Annotated in this window: 20 protein-coding genes; 11 read left to right on the top strand and 9 right to left on the bottom strand. The window is 39.3% G+C overall.

Features of this window, described 5'->3' with window-relative positions; translation table 11 throughout:
• From ACNKXV_RS05640 to ACNKXV_RS05630, 3 genes are all read left to right on the top strand, one after another.
• On the top strand, window positions 1-563 hold a 563-nt coding region (locus ACNKXV_RS05640; RefSeq protein WP_417906726.1), incomplete at its 5' end, for a GNAT family N-acetyltransferase.
• A 26-nt stretch (window positions 564-589) separates the two neighbouring features.
• Window positions 590-1,930 (top strand): MATE family efflux transporter, encoded by a 1,341-nt coding sequence (locus ACNKXV_RS05635; protein WP_417906725.1) that lies wholly within the window; start codon window positions 590-592, stop codon window positions 1,928-1,930.
• Window positions 1,931-1,986: 56 nt separating this feature from the next.
• Window positions 1,987-2,754: an enoyl-CoA hydratase/isomerase family protein gene (locus ACNKXV_RS05630; protein ID WP_417906724.1), complete on the top strand. Its 768-nt coding sequence runs from the start codon at window positions 1,987-1,989 to the stop codon at window positions 2,752-2,754.
• Between the two features lie 409 nt (window positions 2,755-3,163).
• On the opposite strand, the gene ACNKXV_RS05625 is transcribed toward ACNKXV_RS05630, so the two are convergent.
• Window positions 3,164-3,817, bottom strand: coding sequence for a 2OG-Fe(II) oxygenase (locus tag ACNKXV_RS05625; protein WP_417906977.1), 654 nt, complete (start codon window positions 3,815-3,817; stop codon window positions 3,164-3,166).
• A gap of 100 nt (window positions 3,818-3,917) precedes the next feature.
• Here ACNKXV_RS05625 and ACNKXV_RS05620 point away from each other — a divergent pair, with 100 nt between their 5' ends.
• Together ACNKXV_RS05620 and ACNKXV_RS05615 are read left to right on the top strand one after the other, a co-directional pair.
• A complete protein-coding gene (locus ACNKXV_RS05620; protein ID WP_417906723.1) occupies window positions 3,918-4,370 on the top strand; it encodes a 6-pyruvoyl trahydropterin synthase family protein in 453 nt (150 codons plus the stop codon).
• Window positions 4,371-4,508: 138 nt separating this feature from the next.
• Window positions 4,509-5,267 (top strand): UDP-2,3-diacylglucosamine diphosphatase, encoded by a 759-nt coding sequence (locus ACNKXV_RS05615; RefSeq protein ID WP_417906722.1) that lies wholly within the window; start codon window positions 4,509-4,511, stop codon window positions 5,265-5,267.
• Here the strand turns inward: ACNKXV_RS05615 and recJ are convergent.
• The 4 genes from recJ to ACNKXV_RS05595 are packed head-to-tail and all read right to left on the bottom strand — an operon-like array spanning window position 5,264 to window position 9,020.
• Entirely contained in the window at window positions 5,264-6,958 is a 1,695-nt protein-coding gene (gene recJ, locus ACNKXV_RS05610) for a single-stranded-DNA-specific exonuclease RecJ (protein WP_417906976.1), read from the bottom strand. The two genes, ACNKXV_RS05615 and recJ, sit on opposite strands and share 4 nt — an antisense overlap.
• Before the next feature lie 60 nt (window positions 6,959-7,018).
• The gene (locus ACNKXV_RS05605) at window positions 7,019-7,588 is read right to left on the bottom strand and encodes a uracil-DNA glycosylase family protein (RefSeq protein ID WP_417906721.1); all 570 of its coding nucleotides are present in this window, start codon (window positions 7,586-7,588) and stop codon (window positions 7,019-7,021) included.
• A gap of 2 nt (window positions 7,589-7,590) precedes the next feature.
• A complete protein-coding gene (rsmI, locus tag ACNKXV_RS05600) occupies window positions 7,591-8,262 on the bottom strand; it encodes a 16S rRNA (cytidine(1402)-2'-O)-methyltransferase (RefSeq protein ID WP_417906720.1) in 672 nt (223 codons plus the stop codon).
• Between the two features lie 11 nt (window positions 8,263-8,273).
• A complete protein-coding gene (locus tag ACNKXV_RS05595; RefSeq protein WP_417906719.1) occupies window positions 8,274-9,020 on the bottom strand; it encodes a hypothetical protein in 747 nt (248 codons plus the stop codon).
• Window positions 9,021-9,121: 101 nt separating this feature from the next.
• Here ACNKXV_RS05595 and ACNKXV_RS05590 point away from each other — a divergent pair, with 101 nt between their 5' ends.
• The 5 genes from ACNKXV_RS05590 (at window position 9,122) to ACNKXV_RS05570 (ending at window position 14,795) form a co-directional block, all read left to right on the top strand.
• Window positions 9,122-9,757 carry a thymidine kinase gene (locus ACNKXV_RS05590; protein ID WP_417906718.1) on the top strand — a complete coding sequence of 212 codons (636 nt, stop codon included), beginning with the start codon at window positions 9,122-9,124 and terminating at the stop codon, window positions 9,755-9,757.
• Window positions 9,758-9,761: 4 nt separating this feature from the next.
• The gene (gene alr / locus ACNKXV_RS05585) at window positions 9,762-10,871 is read left to right on the top strand and encodes an alanine racemase (RefSeq protein WP_417906717.1); all 1,110 of its coding nucleotides are present in this window, start codon (window positions 9,762-9,764) and stop codon (window positions 10,869-10,871) included.
• A gap of 62 nt (window positions 10,872-10,933) precedes the next feature.
• Complete coding sequence (gene mscL, locus ACNKXV_RS05580) at window positions 10,934-11,356, top strand: large conductance mechanosensitive channel protein MscL (protein ID WP_417906716.1); 423 nt, start codon at window positions 10,934-10,936, stop codon at window positions 11,354-11,356.
• 199 nt (window positions 11,357-11,555) lie between these two features.
• Window positions 11,556-12,545 (top strand): aspartate-semialdehyde dehydrogenase, encoded by a 990-nt coding sequence (locus tag ACNKXV_RS05575; RefSeq protein ID WP_417906715.1) that lies wholly within the window; start codon window positions 11,556-11,558, stop codon window positions 12,543-12,545.
• Window positions 12,546-12,638: 93 nt separating this feature from the next.
• Window positions 12,639-14,795, top strand: a complete 2,157-nt coding sequence (locus ACNKXV_RS05570; protein ID WP_417906714.1) for a prolyl oligopeptidase family serine peptidase — start codon at window positions 12,639-12,641, stop codon at window positions 14,793-14,795.
• 35 nt (window positions 14,796-14,830) lie between these two features.
• Here the strand turns inward: ACNKXV_RS05570 and ACNKXV_RS05565 are convergent, their stop codons facing one another.
• A complete protein-coding gene (locus ACNKXV_RS05565; RefSeq protein WP_417906713.1) occupies window positions 14,831-15,439 on the bottom strand; it encodes an HAD family hydrolase in 609 nt (202 codons plus the stop codon).
• A gap of 146 nt (window positions 15,440-15,585) precedes the next feature.
• Between ACNKXV_RS05565 and ACNKXV_RS05560 the strand changes: the two genes are divergently transcribed.
• Entirely contained in the window at window positions 15,586-16,554 is a 969-nt protein-coding gene (locus tag ACNKXV_RS05560; protein WP_417906712.1) for an ABC transporter ATP-binding protein, read from the top strand.
• On the opposite strand, the gene ACNKXV_RS05555 is transcribed toward ACNKXV_RS05560, so the two are convergent.
• From ACNKXV_RS05555 to ACNKXV_RS05545, 3 genes are all read right to left on the bottom strand, one after another.
• Window positions 16,547-16,999 carry a transcription elongation factor gene (locus tag ACNKXV_RS05555; protein ID WP_417906711.1) on the bottom strand — a complete coding sequence of 151 codons (453 nt, stop codon included), beginning with the start codon at window positions 16,997-16,999 and terminating at the stop codon, window positions 16,547-16,549. The genes ACNKXV_RS05560 and ACNKXV_RS05555 overlap by 8 nt on opposite strands.
• A 5-nt stretch (window positions 17,000-17,004) precedes the next feature.
• A complete protein-coding gene (gene mtgA, locus ACNKXV_RS05550; protein ID WP_417906710.1) occupies window positions 17,005-17,676 on the bottom strand; it encodes a monofunctional biosynthetic peptidoglycan transglycosylase in 672 nt (223 codons plus the stop codon).
• A partial coding sequence (locus tag ACNKXV_RS05545) for an NAD(P)/FAD-dependent oxidoreductase (RefSeq protein ID WP_417906709.1) occupies window positions 17,673-18,132 on the bottom strand: 460 nt, incomplete at its 5' end. The genes mtgA and ACNKXV_RS05545, both read right to left, overlap by 4 nt.

Raw genomic sequence — 18,132 nt, 5'->3', positions numbered from 1 at the left:
ATTCGGGAACAAATGTACTGATTTTTAATAAATATGAAAATGTTTATTTTTTATTCTTAAAAATGATAGAAAAAGCTAAAATATCAGATCTCCCCGAGATCAAATCCCTCACCGAAGCCTGTGCAGCCGCGATGATTAAGAACAATATTTTCCAATGGAATGAGCACTATCCTTCTTTGGAAAAATTATCTGAAGACGTGGAAAAACAGGAACTTTTTAAACTTTCTGAAGGAACAGAAATAAGAGGAATAATTGTTATTACTCCCGTTAAGGATGAAGAATACGAACCTATAGATTGGATAAGTAAATCTGAAAATAACATTTACATCCATCGGCTGGCAACTCATCCAGAATATTGGGGCCACGGATATGCTCAAAAATTAATGAGTTTTGCTGAAGATTTTGCACGGCAAAATAAATATGAATCTGTTCGCCTGGATACCTTCAGTCAGAATCCCAGAAACCAGAAATTTTACGAGAAAAGAGGATATAAACGTTTAGGCAATATTTATTTTCCCAGGCAAAGTGCCCATCCTTTTTATTGTTATGAATTGTTATTGTAGTTAGAAGTCAAGTAATTTAGCGTCCCATGTCGCAAAAGTCAGATAATTCAGTAAGCTTCAGGAATATTAATAAAATTGCCATTCCCGCAATTATAGCCGGAATTGCCGAACCCTTAATTTCGCTTACAGATATCGCTATAATTGGGAATGTAAAGGATCATTCCATTGAAGCCTTAGCCGCGGCAGGGATCGTTGGTTCATTTCTTTCTGCCATTATCTGGATCGTTGCTCAAACAAAAACGGCAATTTCAGCATTGGTATCTCAGCATTTGGGCGCAAACAGGTTACATGCGGTAAAAACCCTCATTCCGCAGGCCATAGCTTTCAATTTTTTATTCAGTCTGGTCATTTATGCTACTACGGCATATTTCGCAAGAGCCATTTTTAGTGCTTATAATGCTGAAGGTTTAATTCTTCAATATTCTGAAGATTATTACCAGATAAGGGCATTAGGCTATCCATTGACCCTTGTTACTTTTGCGATTTTCGGGATCTTTCGCGGTTTACAAAATACACTTTGGGCAATGAAGTGCAGCCTTACCGGTGCTGCTGTAAATGTTGTACTGGACTATTTGCTGGTTTATGGAATTGAAGGTTATATCCCCGCTATGCACTTAAAGGGCGCAGCCTATGCCAGCCTTGGAGCTCAGGCTACTATGCTAATCATGGCGCTCTGGTTCTTCTTTAAAAAGACTCCGTTCAACCTACGACTTAGTTTTAATATTAACCCGCGAATGAAGGGTCTTTTGCTTATGGCTGCAAATTTATTCGTTAGAACCGCAGCCCTCAATTTTGCGATCTACCTTGCCAACGCTTATGCAACAGATTATGGAAATAATTATATCGCTGCTCAAAGTATCCTGATGAACATCTGGTTATTCTTCAGCTTCTTTATTGACGGATATGCAAATGCGGGCAATGCCATTGGCGGGAAATTATTAGGAGCCAGCGATTACAAAAGTTTATGGCAGTTAAGCAAGAAAATAAGTAAATATGCCGTCCTTATTTCTTTGATCTTAATGGGAATTTGTTTCGCCCTTTATGACGAGATAGGACTGCTATTTAATAAAGAAATTACAGTCCTGGCGCTGTTCTCATCGGTTTTCTGGATCGTATTGATCATGCAACCGGTAAATGCAATAGCTTTTATGTTTGATGGGATCTTTAAAGGATTGGGAGAAGCCAAATATTTGCGCAATGTGCTCTTAGCTGCGACTTTTCTGGGTTTCACTCCTGCCCTGCTCATTTCAGATCATTTCGGCTTAAAATTATACGGAATCTGGATCGCCTTTTTTATCTGGATGCTTATTCGCAGTGGAACTCTGGTAATTTATTTTAGAAGAAAATATCTTCACAAAGAAGTGTGAAGCAACTCACCATTTTTAGCGATTATCCTTAACTTTGGTTAAAACACGAATTAATTATGGAAACTTCCCGCGAAAACGGCAGTTTATATACCAATATTGAAAATAAAGTAGCAACTGTAGAATTTGGCCATCCCGCCAGTAATTCTTTTCCATCAGTCTTATTAGATCGTCTGGAAAAGGAGATCCACAAACTCTCCGGAGATGACTCGGTAGCTGTGATCATATTAAAATCTGAAGGTGAAAAAGCCTTTTGTGCCGGTGCCTCTTTCAACGAACTTATTGAAATAGATAATCTTGAAGATGGTAAGAAATTCTTTTCCGGTTTTGCTAAAGTTATAAATGCCATGAGAACCTGCAAGAAGCTTATTGTAGGTCGTGTTCAGGGTAAAACTGTAGGTGGTGGTGTAGGTTTAGTGGCAGCTTGTGATTATGCGATGGCTACAGAGGCTGCTTCCATAAAATTATCTGAACTAACTATTGGAATTGGACCTTTTGTGATCGCTCCGGCTGTGGAAAGAAAGATGGGAGTAGATGCTCTGGCAGAGTTAAGCCTGGCTGCTCACGAATGGAAAAATGCATATTGGGCAAAAGAAAAAGGCCTTTATGCCAGGGTTTTTGATAACATTAAAGACCTTGACAAAGAAATTGAAATATTTGCTGAAAAACTCGCATCATATAATCCGCAGGCTTTACAGGAAATGAAGAAGATCTTGTGGAAAAACACGGATAATTGGGACAGGTTACTCGAGGAACGTGCAGCTGTATCGGGGGAATTGGTGTTATCCAACTTTACTAAGAACGCATTGGCGAAATTCAAAAAATAACACCTGTCAGGTGCCTTGATTATGGATTTTATACTTGAAAATATTTACCTGTTAATTGGGTTATTGCTGGGTATAATCGTAGCCATAGTGATGCGTAAAACTTTTAAAATCAAACCATGATTCAGGAACATTTACCAAAAGATAAAGACCCTAAGGAAATCCAGGAATGGGGCTGGACCACACGGGAATTCATGACGGAGAATTTCTGGTACTTATTGGCTATTTTAGTACTACTCGCGCTATTTTTCTATGCAAGACATCGATGGCGGGTAAGAAATTCAAAAAAATTTAAAAACTAATGGAATCTGATACCTGGGAAATTTTAAGCTTCCTTAGCGGGATGGTCTTCTGGCTGCTTCTGGCTCTTATTTTAATAGGGGTTTTTGTCTATAAAAAATTCAAAAAGTAATTATCTGGTTTTTAACCAGCCTGTAATGCTTAGACGTGGAACTTTTACCGGCTTCACCTCATGTTCCAGTTCCTGACTTTCAAATATTACAATTCTTCCCGGGAGTGGATAAATATCTATTTCTTTTTCCGTTCCGTTTTCATCCAGATAAATAGCCAGTTCCCCGCCGTTCTCCGGTTTCCAGTTCTCTTCATTTAGATAACAAACCATGGAAAGTTTACGGCGCCCGTCATTTTGAAAGGTATCCAGATGCCTTTTATAAAAGGTACCTTCAGGATATACCGCATAATGAAATTCCTTGGTAAGGATTCCCATAAAACAGGTACGGTTTAGATACTCCACCATCGAGTTGATCTTGCTAAAAAATATATTTTCTGCAGGCCCGGCCGTAGTTTCGTTGATCCAAAGAATAAAATCTCCCCTTACAGATTTGGCGACGACCTCATTGGTGCGGTTCCCAATTGCGGCTTTCTTAAAATCATCTTCGCGGTACTTCTCCATGAGAGTTGCCCGCAAAAGATCCACTTCCTGCGCATCAAAAAAATTATCCACCACACTATATTTCTTTTCCATAAGGTCAGTGATGACCCTTTCAAAAAGAGGATTTTCAGTAAAATCCAGCTGTTCAAATAATTCGGTTTCTGTAGCAAGCATTTGTTGAAAAAATTTCACAAATGTACTTTATAATTGGATATGAGGGGCGAAAAAAATAAGGCTTAAAAATTCGCTTATCTTTGCACAAAAATCTGCTAAAATGAGCAATATTAGAATAACCAAACAGTTTTCTTTTGAGACCGGCCACGCATTATATGGCTATGATGGGAAATGCAGGAATGTACATGGCCACAGTTACAAGCTTAGCGTAACCGTGATTGGAAAACCAATTATAGACAGTGACCATGTAAAATTCGGGATGGTTATCGACTTTAGTGACCTAAAAAAGATCGTAAAGACGCAAATCGTTGATCAATTTGACCATGCTACCGTATTTAATAAAAATACGCCTCATCTTGAACTGGCCGAAGAGTTGAAAAGCCGTGGACACCATGTGATCCTGGTAGACTACCAGCCAACCAGTGAGAATATGGTTATCGATTTTGCACAAAAGATAAGTGACCTCCTACCCGCTCATATTAAGCTTCACTCTTTAAAACTTCAGGAAACCGAAACCTCTTTTGCAGAGTGGTATGCCAGTGATAATGCTTAGGGCGCAACCCTAACGGGTCGGGCTATCCGCTCATAGTCCCGCTAAAAAGCGGGAGCTATCCGCTCCTATCCCTTGCGCAACTTCGCTACTATTAATTAAAATTGAGTTTCCATATCTTTACTTAAGATTTAGTTTAATATGAATATTCCTCAGGGTAAAAAGATCTATTTCTCCAGTGATAATCATCTTGGTGCACCCACCATGGAAGAAAGCCGTAAACGCGAAGTAAAATTCGTTGAGTGGCTGGATAACATCAAGGATGATGCTGCAGCCATATTCCTGTTAGGAGATCTTTTTGATTTTTGGTTCGAATATAAACATGTTGTTCCAAAAGGATTTGTAAGAACCTTAGGGAAACTGGCTGAAATTAGAGATTCCGGGATTCCGGTTTATTTCTTTGTGGGGAATCATGATCTTTGGATGGACGACTATTTTCAGGAAGAGCTCAATATTCCTGTTTATCATAAACCCAAAGTATTCGAGTTTAACAATAAAAAGTTTTTTATTGGGCATGGTGATGGTTTGGGACCCGGTGATAAGGGTTTCAAACGAATGAAAAAGGTTTTTACCAACCCGTTTTCAAAATGGCTATACCGCTGGCTTCATCCCGATCTTGGAGTTCCTTTGGCACAATATTTTTCGGTTAAAAACAAAGCGATCTCCGGCGAAGAGGATATGGAGTTTTTAGGAGAAGAAAACGAGTGGTTGATCCAGTATTGTAAAAGAAAACTGGAAACAGAGCACTATGATTATTTCCTTTTTGGCCACCGACATTTACCGCTGGAATTTGAATTGAATGAAAGATCTTTATACGTAAATACCGGCGATTGGATCAACTATTATACTTATGCCGAATTTGATGGCAGGGAATTAAAACTCCGTAAGATCGAATCTTAATTACTCTCCCTAATATCCTTTAATTTTAGCTGAATACTGGTATTTCCATTCCAGGTATTCTCATCCAGGCTATAAACAGCATCAAATTTCTTCCCAGCTTTAATAATATCCAGCTTTGATCCCAGGTTGAATCCAATAACGCTAAAAGAGGGCCCGCCTTCTCCCTGTTTCACCTGGCATTTAAGATGTGTCTTGTCCTCTCCCACACATTTTCCAAAACCGGTATCGGTTAAACCTTTACTTATAAAAACCGGGGACATGTTTCCCGGGCCGAATGGAGCAAACTGTTTTAGAATTCTGTAGAATTTAGGAGTGATATCCTTAAGTTTTAATTCCGCATCTATACTTATTTCTGGAGTTAAAAGGTTTCGGTCTATGGTTTCGGTTACCACTTCTTCAAACTTCCTTTTAAAATCTTCGTATTGATCTTCAAGTAAAGTAAGTCCTGCCGCATATTTATGACCTCCAAACTGTTCTATATGCTCTTTACAGCCTTCCAGCGCTTCATATACATCAAACCCTTTTACACTTCGAGCCGATGCTGCCAAACGGTCTCCGCTTCTGGTAAAAACAAGTGTAGGTCTGTACCAGGTTTCAGTAAGACGGGACGCCACGATCCCAATTACTCCTTTATGCCAGTTCTCCTGGTAAACAACCGTGGTTAACCGGTCTTCTTCCTGTCGTTCTATAATTTGCTGTATAGCCTCTTCAGTAATGGTTTTATCGGCACTACGCCTGTCGGTATTATAAGTTTCAATTTCTGAAGCGAAACGTTTGCAGCTTTCCTCATCTTCTTCAGTTAGAAGATTTACTGCATGTAAACCATGTTTCATCCGGCCGGCGGCATTGATTCTTGGTGCAACTATAAAAACCACATCGGTAATGCTCACATTTTTCCTATCGCCTAATAAACATTTGATACCCGTTCTTGGAGCTACATTAATAACATGTAAACCATGATAGGCTAATATCCTGTTCTCCCCGGTAATGGGAACAATATCTGCTCCAATTGCCGTGGCCACCAGGTCCAGATATGGTAATAATGTTTCTTCCGGCTCATTGTTTTTAATGGTAATAGCCTGGATTAGTTTAAAACCAACACCACATCCACATAGTTCGTCATAAGGATATTCACAGTCTTCCCTTTTAGGGTCTAAAACCGCCACCGCATCTGGAATTTCTATTCCCGGGCGGTGATGATCACAAATAACAAAATCTATCCCTTTCTCCCTGGCGTATGCAACCTTTTCAATAGCTTTTATTCCGCAGTCCAAAGCAATGATCAATTGAATATCATTATCTGCAGCATAATCTATCCCCTGATAACTTATTCCATAGCCTTCAGCATATCTATCTGGAATATAAGTAGTAACGTTTGGGTATCTAAATTTTAGAAAAGAGGACATAAGAGCCACACTGGTAGTCCCATCAACATCATAATCTCCATACACCATGATATTCTCACCTTCTTCCATGGCCTGTTCTATTCTTTCAACTGCCTTGTCCATGTCTTTCATAAGAAATGGATCGTGCAGGTCTTTAAGATCTGGCCTGAAGAAATTTCGTGCGGCCTCAAAAGTTTTTATTCCGCGCTGCACTAATAATCTCGCCACCGCATTTCCGGTCCCAAGCTTATCTGCAAGAGAATCAACTGTAATGGAATCGGGTTTGGGTTTTAAGGTCCAGCGCATCATATTTTCTGAAGAGATTTCTGCCGAAAATAGTAAATTTTCAGTTGAAAATTCAGGGTTTTAACGGCTTAAAATTTCCTTTACTTTCCGTTGTAACTGCGGAACGATTTGTTCTTCAAACCAGGGGTTTTTTGATCTCCAGAATCTGTTCACAGGTGAGGGATGTGGGATGGTCCAGTAATCTGGCAGGAATTGTTCATACTCCTGTACCTTTTGAGTTAGATTAGATTTTTTTCCCAAATAATAATTAGCAGCATAAGATCCAATTAAAATCTTAAGGCGGGTATTCTCCAGTTCCTTCCAAACCTCCTCATGCCACAAAGGAGCACATTCCTTACGGGGTGGCAGATCTCCTGTTTTGCCTTTCCCGGGATAGCAAAAGCCCATAGGCAGGATAGCAAAGTTATCGGTATTATAAAAGGTAGATTTATCTACGTCCAGCCATTCTCTTAACTTTTTACCGCTTTGGTCATTCCAGGCAATTCCGGTTTCATGCACAATTCTACCGGGCGCCTGACTTATTAAAACAATTCTGGAATTTTTGTTGGCTTCAACAATTGGTCTGGGACCTAAGGGCAAGTGGGCTGAACATACACGGCAATCTCTTATTTTACAAAGCAGATCTTCCAAAGCTATGCTTTTCCTCCTACAACTATTACGATCTCTCCTTTTGGTGGGTTGACGGTATAATGCTCCAATACTTCAGTTGTAGTTCCCCGAATGGTTTCTTCATGGAGTTTGGTAATTTCTCTGGAGACAGAGACTCTTCTATCTTCCCCAAAATACTCACGAAAATGTCCCAATGTTTTGATCAGTTTATGAGGTGATTCATAAAAGATCATGGTTCTGCTTTCTTCAGCAAGAATTTTAAGACGGGTTTGACGGCCTTTTTTTACAGGCAAAAATCCTTCAAAAACAAACTTATCGTTGGGGAGCCCACTGTTAACCAAAGCCGGAACAAAAGCAGTGGCACCGGGTAAACAATCCACCTCTATCCCTGCTTCCACGCAAGCACGGGTAAGTAAAAATCCGGGATCTGAAATTGCCGGAGTACCCGCATCACTGATCAAAGCAATGGTTTCTCCGGCCTTAATCCTTGACACCAAGTTTTCTACCGTTTTATGCTCATTATGCATATGGTGACTTTGCATGGGAGTTTTCACATCTAAATGCTTCAAAAGCTTCCCGCTATTACGGGTGTCTTCAGCTAAAATTAGATCGACCTCCTTTAATATGCGTATTGCCCTTAAGGTGATATCTTCAAGATTACCAATTGGTGTTGGAACCAGGTACAGTTTTCCCATAAATTGAATGTCTACTGTCCAAATTTATTGTCGATATGAGCGATAAATCGTTCCTCATATTCTTCTTTCCCGTTCCAGTGATTATAGTCAGGTTTTACAACCAGTTCAATAAACTTTCGTGCTTCCTCATGGCTGGAGAAAGTATTCAATTGTGACAATACTCTGTTATAATCGGCTGTATTACCATCAAATAAATGTTTGATATAAGCCAGTCGTTCATTTAAACCGATGTTGATCCCTTTCTTCAAACGGTCGTTCAAAGATCGAGGACGTTCACTTTTTTCTGATTGCTTTACAGGCTCAAAATCTGGTAAATTATCATAATCTACTCCTATATTTCTAAAATCGGTTTTGTCTTCAGCATGCGTGGACGAATTTGAAGAAGTTTCAGGAGCGGGAGCTGCATTGATACTATTCATGATATGATCCACCCTGGAAGTCTCCGGTGGCATTTGAGCTACTATATCCTTAATCTTTTCAGTATTCGGCTCGGTGATCGCATCGCTGTCTTCATTGAACTCTGTCCCATCGGGATAAAATTCATCATAAGAGATTTGCTGCTGGAATTGAGGTTTCGGCTCTTTTTTCACCTTTGCAGGTTTTTCTTCCAACAGATGTTTTTCAGTAAAGGCCAGAATCGTTAGTTTCTCATAAAGTTGCTGAGCCATTTTCTTTAATTGTCCTGCATCAAGATTTCCCTGTTTCTTAAGGATTTTTTCTGCGATCTGTACGAGGTCAGCCTCGATTTTCTTTTTCATAACTTTAATGATTCACCCGGTAAGCGGGTTGTATTTTTAATAAATTTGTTCCACCTTTATGCGAAAGAGGTATTCCCCCGTTTCGACTTGAAAAATACAAAATGTTTCTCGAAAATACAGTAAATCACGAAGAGCAATTTGGCTGGATTGAGGTTATTTGTGGCTCAATGTTTTCCGGTAAAACCGAAGAACTTATACGCCGCCTCAAACGCGCAAAATTTGCCAAACAAAATGTTGAGATCTTCAAACCCGCCATAGATGTTAGATATGACGAGGAGATGGTTGTTTCTCACGATTCCAATGAAATTAGATCTACTCCCGTCCCCTCTGCTTCCAATATCAGGATTCTCGCAGATGGCTGTGACGTGGTAGGTATCGATGAAGCCCAGTTCTTTGACGACGAGATAGTCACTGTTTGTAACGATCTCGCCAACCAGGGTATCCGGGTGATCGTAGCCGGGCTTGACATGGATTTTAAAGGTAATCCCTTTGGACCCATGCCTAATCTCATGGCTACAGCAGAGTATGTAACCAAAGTACATGCTGTTTGTACCAGAACCGGAAATCTGGCCCAGTTTAGTTACAGGAAAGCGATCAACGATGATCTGGTTTTTCTCGGAGAGAATGAAGAGTATGAACCCCTAAGCCGTGCTGCCTATTATAAGGCCATGCTTAAAGAAAGGGTGAAAAAGATCGATGTAAAAGGAATCGAAGAATTAAAAACGAAACCCACCTAAGCTAATGCCTGAAGCTAAAGAAACTGTTCTGGAAATAGACCTTGGAGCACTGGCGCATAATTACAGATATCTAAGATCAAAAATTGATAAGGAAGTAAAATTCCTCTCTGTGGTAAAAGCCTTTGCCTATGGGAATGATTCTGTTATAATAGCCCGAAAACTGGAGGAATTGGGCACCGATTATTTTGCGGTAGCCTATGTTGAGGAAGGCGTGCATTTGCGAAAGAACGGGATCACTAAACCTATTCTGGTCCTCCATCCTCAATTCACGCATTTTGAAGAGATCATTGAGAATTGCCTGGAACCTAATATTTACAGCGAAAAGATCCTAAGGTCTTTTATCCAAACAGCTGAACGTTTAAAGCAAAAAGATTACCCTGTTCATATTAAATTCAATACAGGTCTCAACCGGCTTGGTTTCGACGACCATGAGGTACAGTTGGTTCGAAAATTAACGGCAGAAACCTCAACTATTAAGATCGCTTCTGTTTTTTCTCATCTCGCGGCCAGTGAAGACTGGAAAGAAAGAGATTTTACCGTTGGACAGATAGACCTTTTCAGGAAAATGACCTGGGAACTTATCAAGGACATGGACCGGGAACCATTATTGCATATTTGCAACACTTCCGGGGTCATCAACTATCCAAAAGCGGCATTCAGCATGGTGCGCAGTGGGATAGGCCTTTATGGATTCGGAAATGATAAAACCGTGGATCCCTATCTTAGACCTGTTTCCACCCTTAAAACTATAATTTCCCAGATTAGAAAACTTGATAAGGGTGATACGGTTGGTTATAACCGAAGTTTTAAAGTTGAAAAACCTACCAGGATCGCAACCTTACCTGTAGGTCACGCTGATGGTATTAACCGAATCTACGGGAATGGTCGCGCCGGAGTTTATATAAATGGATCCTACGCTCCTATAGCTGGAAATGTATGTATGGACATCATCATGGTAGATGTTACCGGGATAGATTGCCACGAAGGTGATGAAGTGATCGTTTTTGGCGGACCTCATCATCCGGTAAAGTTTGCTGAAGCCGGAGGAACAATATCCTATGAATTGATCACGGGAATCCAAAGACGGGTGACCAGAAAGGTTATCCCCGAATAGACGGTTATTAAGGGTCTAATATTTTTTATCTAAATTTAGACTTTAACCAACTACATTATACTATGAGTTTCTTTTCAGATTTTAAAGCCTTTTTAATGAAAAAGGATATTGTTGCCCTTGCTACTGCGGTAGTTATTGGTGCAGCATTTAACAAGGTAATTTCCTCTGTGGTGGCAGATATTTTTATGCCAATCATAGGTTTGCTTACAGGCGGGGTGGACTTTACTCAAAAGTTCATTGCGCTGGACGGGGAGCATTATGAAAACCTCGAAGCAGCACAGGCAGTGGAAGCCGCGGTAATTACCTATGGAAATCTTATCCAGGCAATAATCTACTTTATTATTGTTGGCCTATTTATCTTCCTTTTCCTTAGATCTTATGAGAAAACAAAAAAGAAGGAAGAAGCAGCTGCACCGGCAGGCCCAACCAAAGAAGAGGTTTTGCTTACCGAAATTAGAGACGAATTAAGAAAAAAGAATATTTAAGAAGTACGCTAACCGCTACACTATTCATTTTTTAATATTTAACCCCTGGCAAAACCAGGGGTCTTTTTTTACCCTTTTGATCAGATAAATGAAGTATTAAAAAATAACTAAACCATTAAATCAGTGAAATTTGCATAAAAATGTGGTAAGCCAATAGAAACATTATACTTTTGAAATTATTAAAAATTGATCTGTAATTATGAAAGTAGCTGTAGTTGGAGCCACAGGGATGGTTGGAAATGTAATGTTGAAAGTTCTTGAAGAACGAAATTTCCCTTTAACCGAATTAATTCCTGTTGCCTCTCAAAGGTCTGTTGGTAAAAAAATAAAATTTGGAACTAAAGAATTTGAGGTTGTAAGTCTTGAAACTGCTGTTTCTATGAAGGCTGATATTGCTTTATTTTCGGCAGGGGGTGATACCTCTCTGGAATGGGCGCCAAAATTTGCTGAAGCCGGCACTACGGTGATCGACAATTCTTCAGCATGGAGAATGAGCCCGGCACATAAACTGGTGATTCCGGAGATCAACGCAAATCTGCTTTCCAAAGAAGATAAAGTGATTGCAAATCCAAACTGCTCAACTATTCAATTATTAATGGCGCTTAAGCCTTTACACGATGTTTATGGGATTAGAAGAGTGGTGGTCTCTACTTATCAATCCATTACCGGGACGGGGGTAAAAGCGGTTCAACAGCTAGAAAATGAATATTCCGGAGAAAAAGGAGAAATGGCCTATCCATATCCTATTCACAAAAATGCACTTCCTCATTGTGATGTATTTCAGGAGAATGGATACACTAAAGAGGAGATGAAATTGACGAATGAGACCAAGAAGATACTGGGTGATGATTCTGTAAACGTCACGGCCACAGCTATACGTATTCCGGTAGTTGGAGGACATTCAGAAGCTGTGAATATTGAATTTCACAAGGACTTTGAAATAAGTGAAGTGCGTAAATTATTAAGTGAATTCCCGGGGATTACCGTGCAGGATAATCCTGAATTAAATACCTATCCAATGCCTATTTATGCTGAAGGAAAAGATGATGTATTTGTGGGGAGAATTCGAAGAGATTATTCCAATCCAAATACTCTGAATATGTGGATTGTCGCTGATAATCTTAGAAAGGGAGCAGCCACCAACGCAGTTCAAATTGCAGAATATTTGATCGAGCACAGCCTGGTATAAAATCTAAAAATTATAAAGTTTTCTTTAAAAGCCTGAACCCAATGAGATTCAGGCTTTTTTATTCCTATTTTTAAGCAACTAAAGAAAACTTACATGAAAAATATTTATTGTGGCATGGTGACGTTAAGCTTATTGTTTGGCGCAACCTCTGCCAATAGTCAAAATCAAAAAAAATTGAATTACCCTGAAACTAAAAAAGTAGATACAGTCACAGATTATTTTGGAACCGCTGTAAAGGATCCTTACCGCTGGCTGGAAAACGACCGAAGTGAACAAACCGAAAACTGGGTTAAACGCCAGAATGAGGTGACATTTAATTATCTTGAAAATATACCCTACCGCGATCAATTAAAAAAACGCCTGACTACTTTATGGGATTATGAAAAACTTGGCGCTCCTTTTACTGAAGGTGGAAAGATCTATTTCTTTAAAAATAACGGATTGCAAAATCAGAGTGTACTTTATAGAAAGGATGCTGAAAATGATTCATCAAAAGTATTTCTTGATCCGAATAAATTCAGTCCTGATGGCACCACTTCATTAGCTGGCCTAAGTTTCTCCAAAGATGGTAAGAAAGTTGCCTACGCGATATCTGAAGGGGGAAGTGACTGGAGAAAGATCATAGTGATGGATACCGATAGCCACAAAATCCTGGGAGATACCATTAGAGATGTAAAATTCAGCGGCATTTCATGGAAGGGGAATGAAGGTTTCTATTATTCCAGTTATGACAAGCCGGATGGCAGTGAACTTTCAGCAAAAACAGATCAGCATAAATTATATTACCATAAACTGGGAACAGCTCAAAGTGAAGATAAGATCATCTTTGGTGATTCTGCAGAGCAGAAAAGACGTTATGTGGGCGGGAGTGTGACTGAGGATGACCGTTACCTTGTTATATCTGCCAGAAACTCCACCTCCGGGGGCGAGCTTTATTTAATGGATCTTGCTCAAAAAGAGCCAAAGCTTGTCACTATTATGGACAATTTCGATACAGATTCGTATGTGATCGAAAATGATGGCAGCAAACTTTATATAGTTACAAACCTGAATGCTCCTAACCGTAAGATCGTTACCGTAGATGCTTCAAATCCTCAGCCTGAGAACTGGAAAGATTTTATCCCGGAAACTGAAAACGTATTAAGTCCTTCTACCGGAGGTGGATATTTTTTTGCTGAGTATATGGTGGACGCCATCTCTAAAGTAAAACAATACGATTATACCGGGAAGCTGGTAAGAGAAGTTGAATTACCGGGTGTAGGTTCTGCTGGTGGTTTTGGCGCGAAGAAAAAGGAAGATGTGCTTTACTACTCTTTTACCAATTATGTAACTCCCGGAACTATTTATAAATATGATATAGAAAAAGGAACTTCTGAAGTTTATAATAAACCCAATATCGATTTCAAACCTGAGGATTTTACAAGTGAGCAGGTTTTTTATACCTCAAAAGATGGAACTAAGATCCCAATGATCATCACCTATAAAAAAGGTACTGAGTTTAACGGAAAGAATCCTACTATCCTCTATGGTTACGGCGGATTCAATGTGAGTCTTACACCTGGTTTTAGCACTGCTATGAGCGTATGGCTGGAACAAGGTGGTATCTATGCTGTTCCTAACCTTCGTGGTGGTGGAGAATATGGGAAAAAATGGCATGATGCCGGAACCCAACTGCAGAAACAAAATGTATTTGATGATTTCATCAGTGCGGCTGAATTCCTGATCGATAAAGGATATACATCCAGTGATTACCTTGCCATTAGAGGAGGTTCCAATGGTGGTCTACTTGTTGGCGCTGCCATGACTCAACGACCGGATCTTATGAAAGTCGCTTTACCGGCTGTTGGTGTTCTGGATATGTTAAGGTATCATACCTTTACTGCAGGTGCCGGATGGGCTTATGATTATGGAACTGCGGAAGACAATAAAGAAATGTTCGATTACTTATACGGTTATTCGCCTGTTCATAATGTAAAGAAAGGAGTTAGCTATCCAGCTACTTTGGTTACAACAGGAGACCATGATGACCGTGTAGTGCCGGCACACTCTTTCAAGTTTGCTGCAGAACTTCAGGATAAGCAAAGCGGAAATGCTCCGGTATTGATCCGTATTGAAACCAAAGCAGGACATGGCGCAGGGAAACCAACCAGTAAGATCATTGAAGAATATGCCGATATCTTTGGATTCACTCTATACAATATGGGATATAAAGCTCTTCCGAATGAATTAAACACAAAAATAAAAGGTTAGAAGTTCCCTTTTTAAAATAGAAAAAGCCGGCGATATTAATTGCCGGCTTTTTTATTGTTGACTAATTTTACTTCTCCATCTTCCACCAGGTAACCTCTTTCGGCATAATGCAAGATCTCTTCATCATCATCTGAGTAAGCTTCCAGGATCTGGAAATCTCCACCGGTATCCTCTTCCAGCCTTCTTATTTTTTCCTGATCGTTACAAGCCTTCCCGATTATCTTATAATTACCGTCTACATATTCGGTTTTTGTACCTAGTACTTTCACCGGCAATTTTTCTTCAAGATATTTGGTATACACTTCAAAGCCTCCGGTAATCACATATACTTTTACTCCTTCTTCATCAAACCTCTTGATATCAGCTATCATTTTGTCTCTAAACTGATCCTGAAGCTCCATATCCCAGAATTGAGCGGCATATTTTTTTACTGTTTCGGGTTCAAGGTTCCTGAGATAATTATAAAAGTTTTCTTTAAAATCGGTTTTATTGATAAGTCGCAACTTACCCATGGTCTTGAACCATCCCAGCTGAAGTAAATTATTCAGTTTATAATTTTTCTTATAACAGATGAATTTAAAGAATTCATCCTTGGAAGATTTTTTATAAAGGGTCTTATTTAGATCGTATACCGCAACTTTCAAAATTCTCAATTTTAATAGTTGCTAAAGTTGAGAAAAACAACTGAACTTAATTGTTGTGAATAGGTTAAAAAATGGAGATGAAGAAGAAGCTTCTTGTTACTCCCCGCTAAAATGTATTAATTTGACCTTTAAACCGACTTCCATATATGCTGAAACTTCAAAAAGTATCGTTTACCTATCATAAGGAACCTGTTCTAAAAAACATCAATCTTAAGATACCTAAGGGAGAAAATGTTTCGGTAATTGGTGAAAGCGGTTGCGGGAAAAGTACACTTCTAAAACTTATATATGGACTCTTACATACAGATGGTAAATTAACCTGGAATGAACAGGAAATGCTTGGTCCCAATTTCAACCTTGTTCCCGGCGAACCATTTATAAAATATCTCGCTCAGGATTTTGACCTTATGTTACCACTTAGCGCAGCCGATAATGTGGGGAAATACCTCAGCAATTTCTACCCGATCAAAAAGAAACGACGCATAAAAGAATTGCTGGAAGTGGTGGAAATGAATGATCTGGCAAACAAAAAAGCGAAGTTATTAAGTGGAGGACAGCAACAACGAATTGCACTGGCCCGGGCACTGGCCAAAGAACCTGAAATTTTATTGCTCGACGAGCCTTTTAGCCATATAGACCATTTTAGAAAGAACAATTTAAGACGCAGGTTGTTTTCATATTTAAAAGAAAAGAATATTACCTGCATAGTCGCGACACATGACAGTACAGATGCGCTTTCTTTCGCAGACCGGACTATTGTATTAAAAAATGGAAAAATTTATGCAGATGGAAAGCCGGAGGAACTTTATAAAAATCCGCCAAATAAATATGTTGCTTCTCTTTTTGGAGATGTGAATCATGTTATGCTGAAGAATATTCAACAGGACAATACCAGTAAAAAACGGGTGGTACTATATCCTCATGAAATTAGAGTTGACCACAATTCCCCTATCAAAGTAGAAGTAAAGAAGTCATATTTTAAGGGTGAAACTTTTTTGATCGTGGCAGATCTTCATGGAGAGGAAATCCTTTTAGAACATCCCACCAATAAGGAAAACGGAGAGATTATAGGTCTGAATATTTCTGAAGATCTAATAATAAAACGACTTAAATAACCTCATTAATTTTAAAGGTTTTAGCGTTCAGCTCAAAATTATCACCTGCTTTTTTTCCGATCAATTGTTTAGCCACAGGGGTTTGATAACCTACAGAATAATAATCTTCGCCCTCATATTTTAAAATCCCTGCAGGGATAGCGATAAAGTAATTAGGCCCATCAGTTTTTATAATACTTCCAAACTTCACCTCTGTATGCTGTGATTGGGATTCTATATGATTAAGAGTTTTCTTTAGTTGCCCGTATTGCTCGATCTGGCCGGAAAGTTTTTCGAATTCTAAATGTAGCATCGCTCTATCGGTTTCATATTTATCTCCCATAGAGCACTTGGTTTCAAGTTTAAGAGCTTCTTTTAGATTATTAATATTGTTGTGAAGGATCTTAATTCTCTCTTCCACATAGGAATTCGCAAGTTTGAGCAATTCAGATTTTAAACTTTCCATAGACCTTAATCTAATTTAAATTTACCATAGTTGGACATTTGCCTAAAGATCCAGTTTTTTCGTTGCTGAATATATGCAGATGCAGGATTCGCTCTGTATTCTCTTGGATTTGGAAGGATTGCAGCAATTGCAGCCGCTTCATAAGCTGAAAGCTTGCTGGCGCTTTTTTTAAACCAGCTTTGAGCTGCCGCTTCAGCTCCATAGACTCCTTTCCCCATTTCAATACTATTCAGGTAAACCTCCAGAATACGTTCCTTACTCCAGATGGTTTCTATCAAGAATGTAAAATAAGCCTCCAGTCCTTTTCTAAACCAGCTCCGGTGTGGCCATAGAAAAACATTTTTAGCCGTTTGTTGAGAAATGGTAGAAGCACCACGAACCCTTTTCCCTTTTTTATTATTTTCAATTGCCTTTTCTATAGCTTTAAAATCGAATCCGCTGTGATTTGCGAAATTTTGATCTTCACTGGCTATTACTGCCAGCTGTAGATGACGGGAAATATCATCTATTGCCACCCAATCGTGTTTTACGGGTTCTTCAGGATTTTCGAAATACCTGATGGCCATTAAGGGAGTAAAAGGTACAGGAACCCATTTATATACCACTACTATAAGAATACTGAAAAGCAACAAGCCCAACAGGATCTTAAATATGAATTTGAAAATTTTTTTAATCATGATTTTACAGCTAAATCTGCCAGATCTTTCCCAACCTGACTGCCTATTGCAATTCCCATTCCCCCAAGACGGACTCCGCATAAAACCCGGGGGGAAATATTTTTTACTATTGGTTTTTTCGCATTCCCTACTCCCATGATCCCACTCCAGGATTGTTGAATTTTAAAAGGGATGCCGGGTAGAATGGTAGACTTCAACAATTCTCTCAATTTATTCTGTATAAGCTCTGTGGTTCCGGTTTGATCGGTTTCTTCAGCAGTGAAATCAAGATTTCTGCCACCTCCAAATAGAACTCTGTTTCCAATATTACGGAAATAATAGTAGCCTTTATCCAGATGAAAGGTTCCTTTAAATGGTAAATTATCAATGGGTTTGGTCACCAGCACCTGTGCCCGCGCCGGTTTAATATCTTCAATTCCCAGCCGCCTGGCAAATCCGTTGGTGGCAATTACAAGT

Origin of the sequence: Christiangramia aquimixticola, assembly GCF_048285835.1 — a bacterium.
GTDB lineage: Bacteria > Bacteroidota > Bacteroidia > Flavobacteriales > Flavobacteriaceae > Christiangramia > Christiangramia aquimixticola.
The sequence above is the reverse complement of the archived record's forward strand: the minus strand, read 5'-3'. Positions and strand labels throughout refer to the sequence as shown.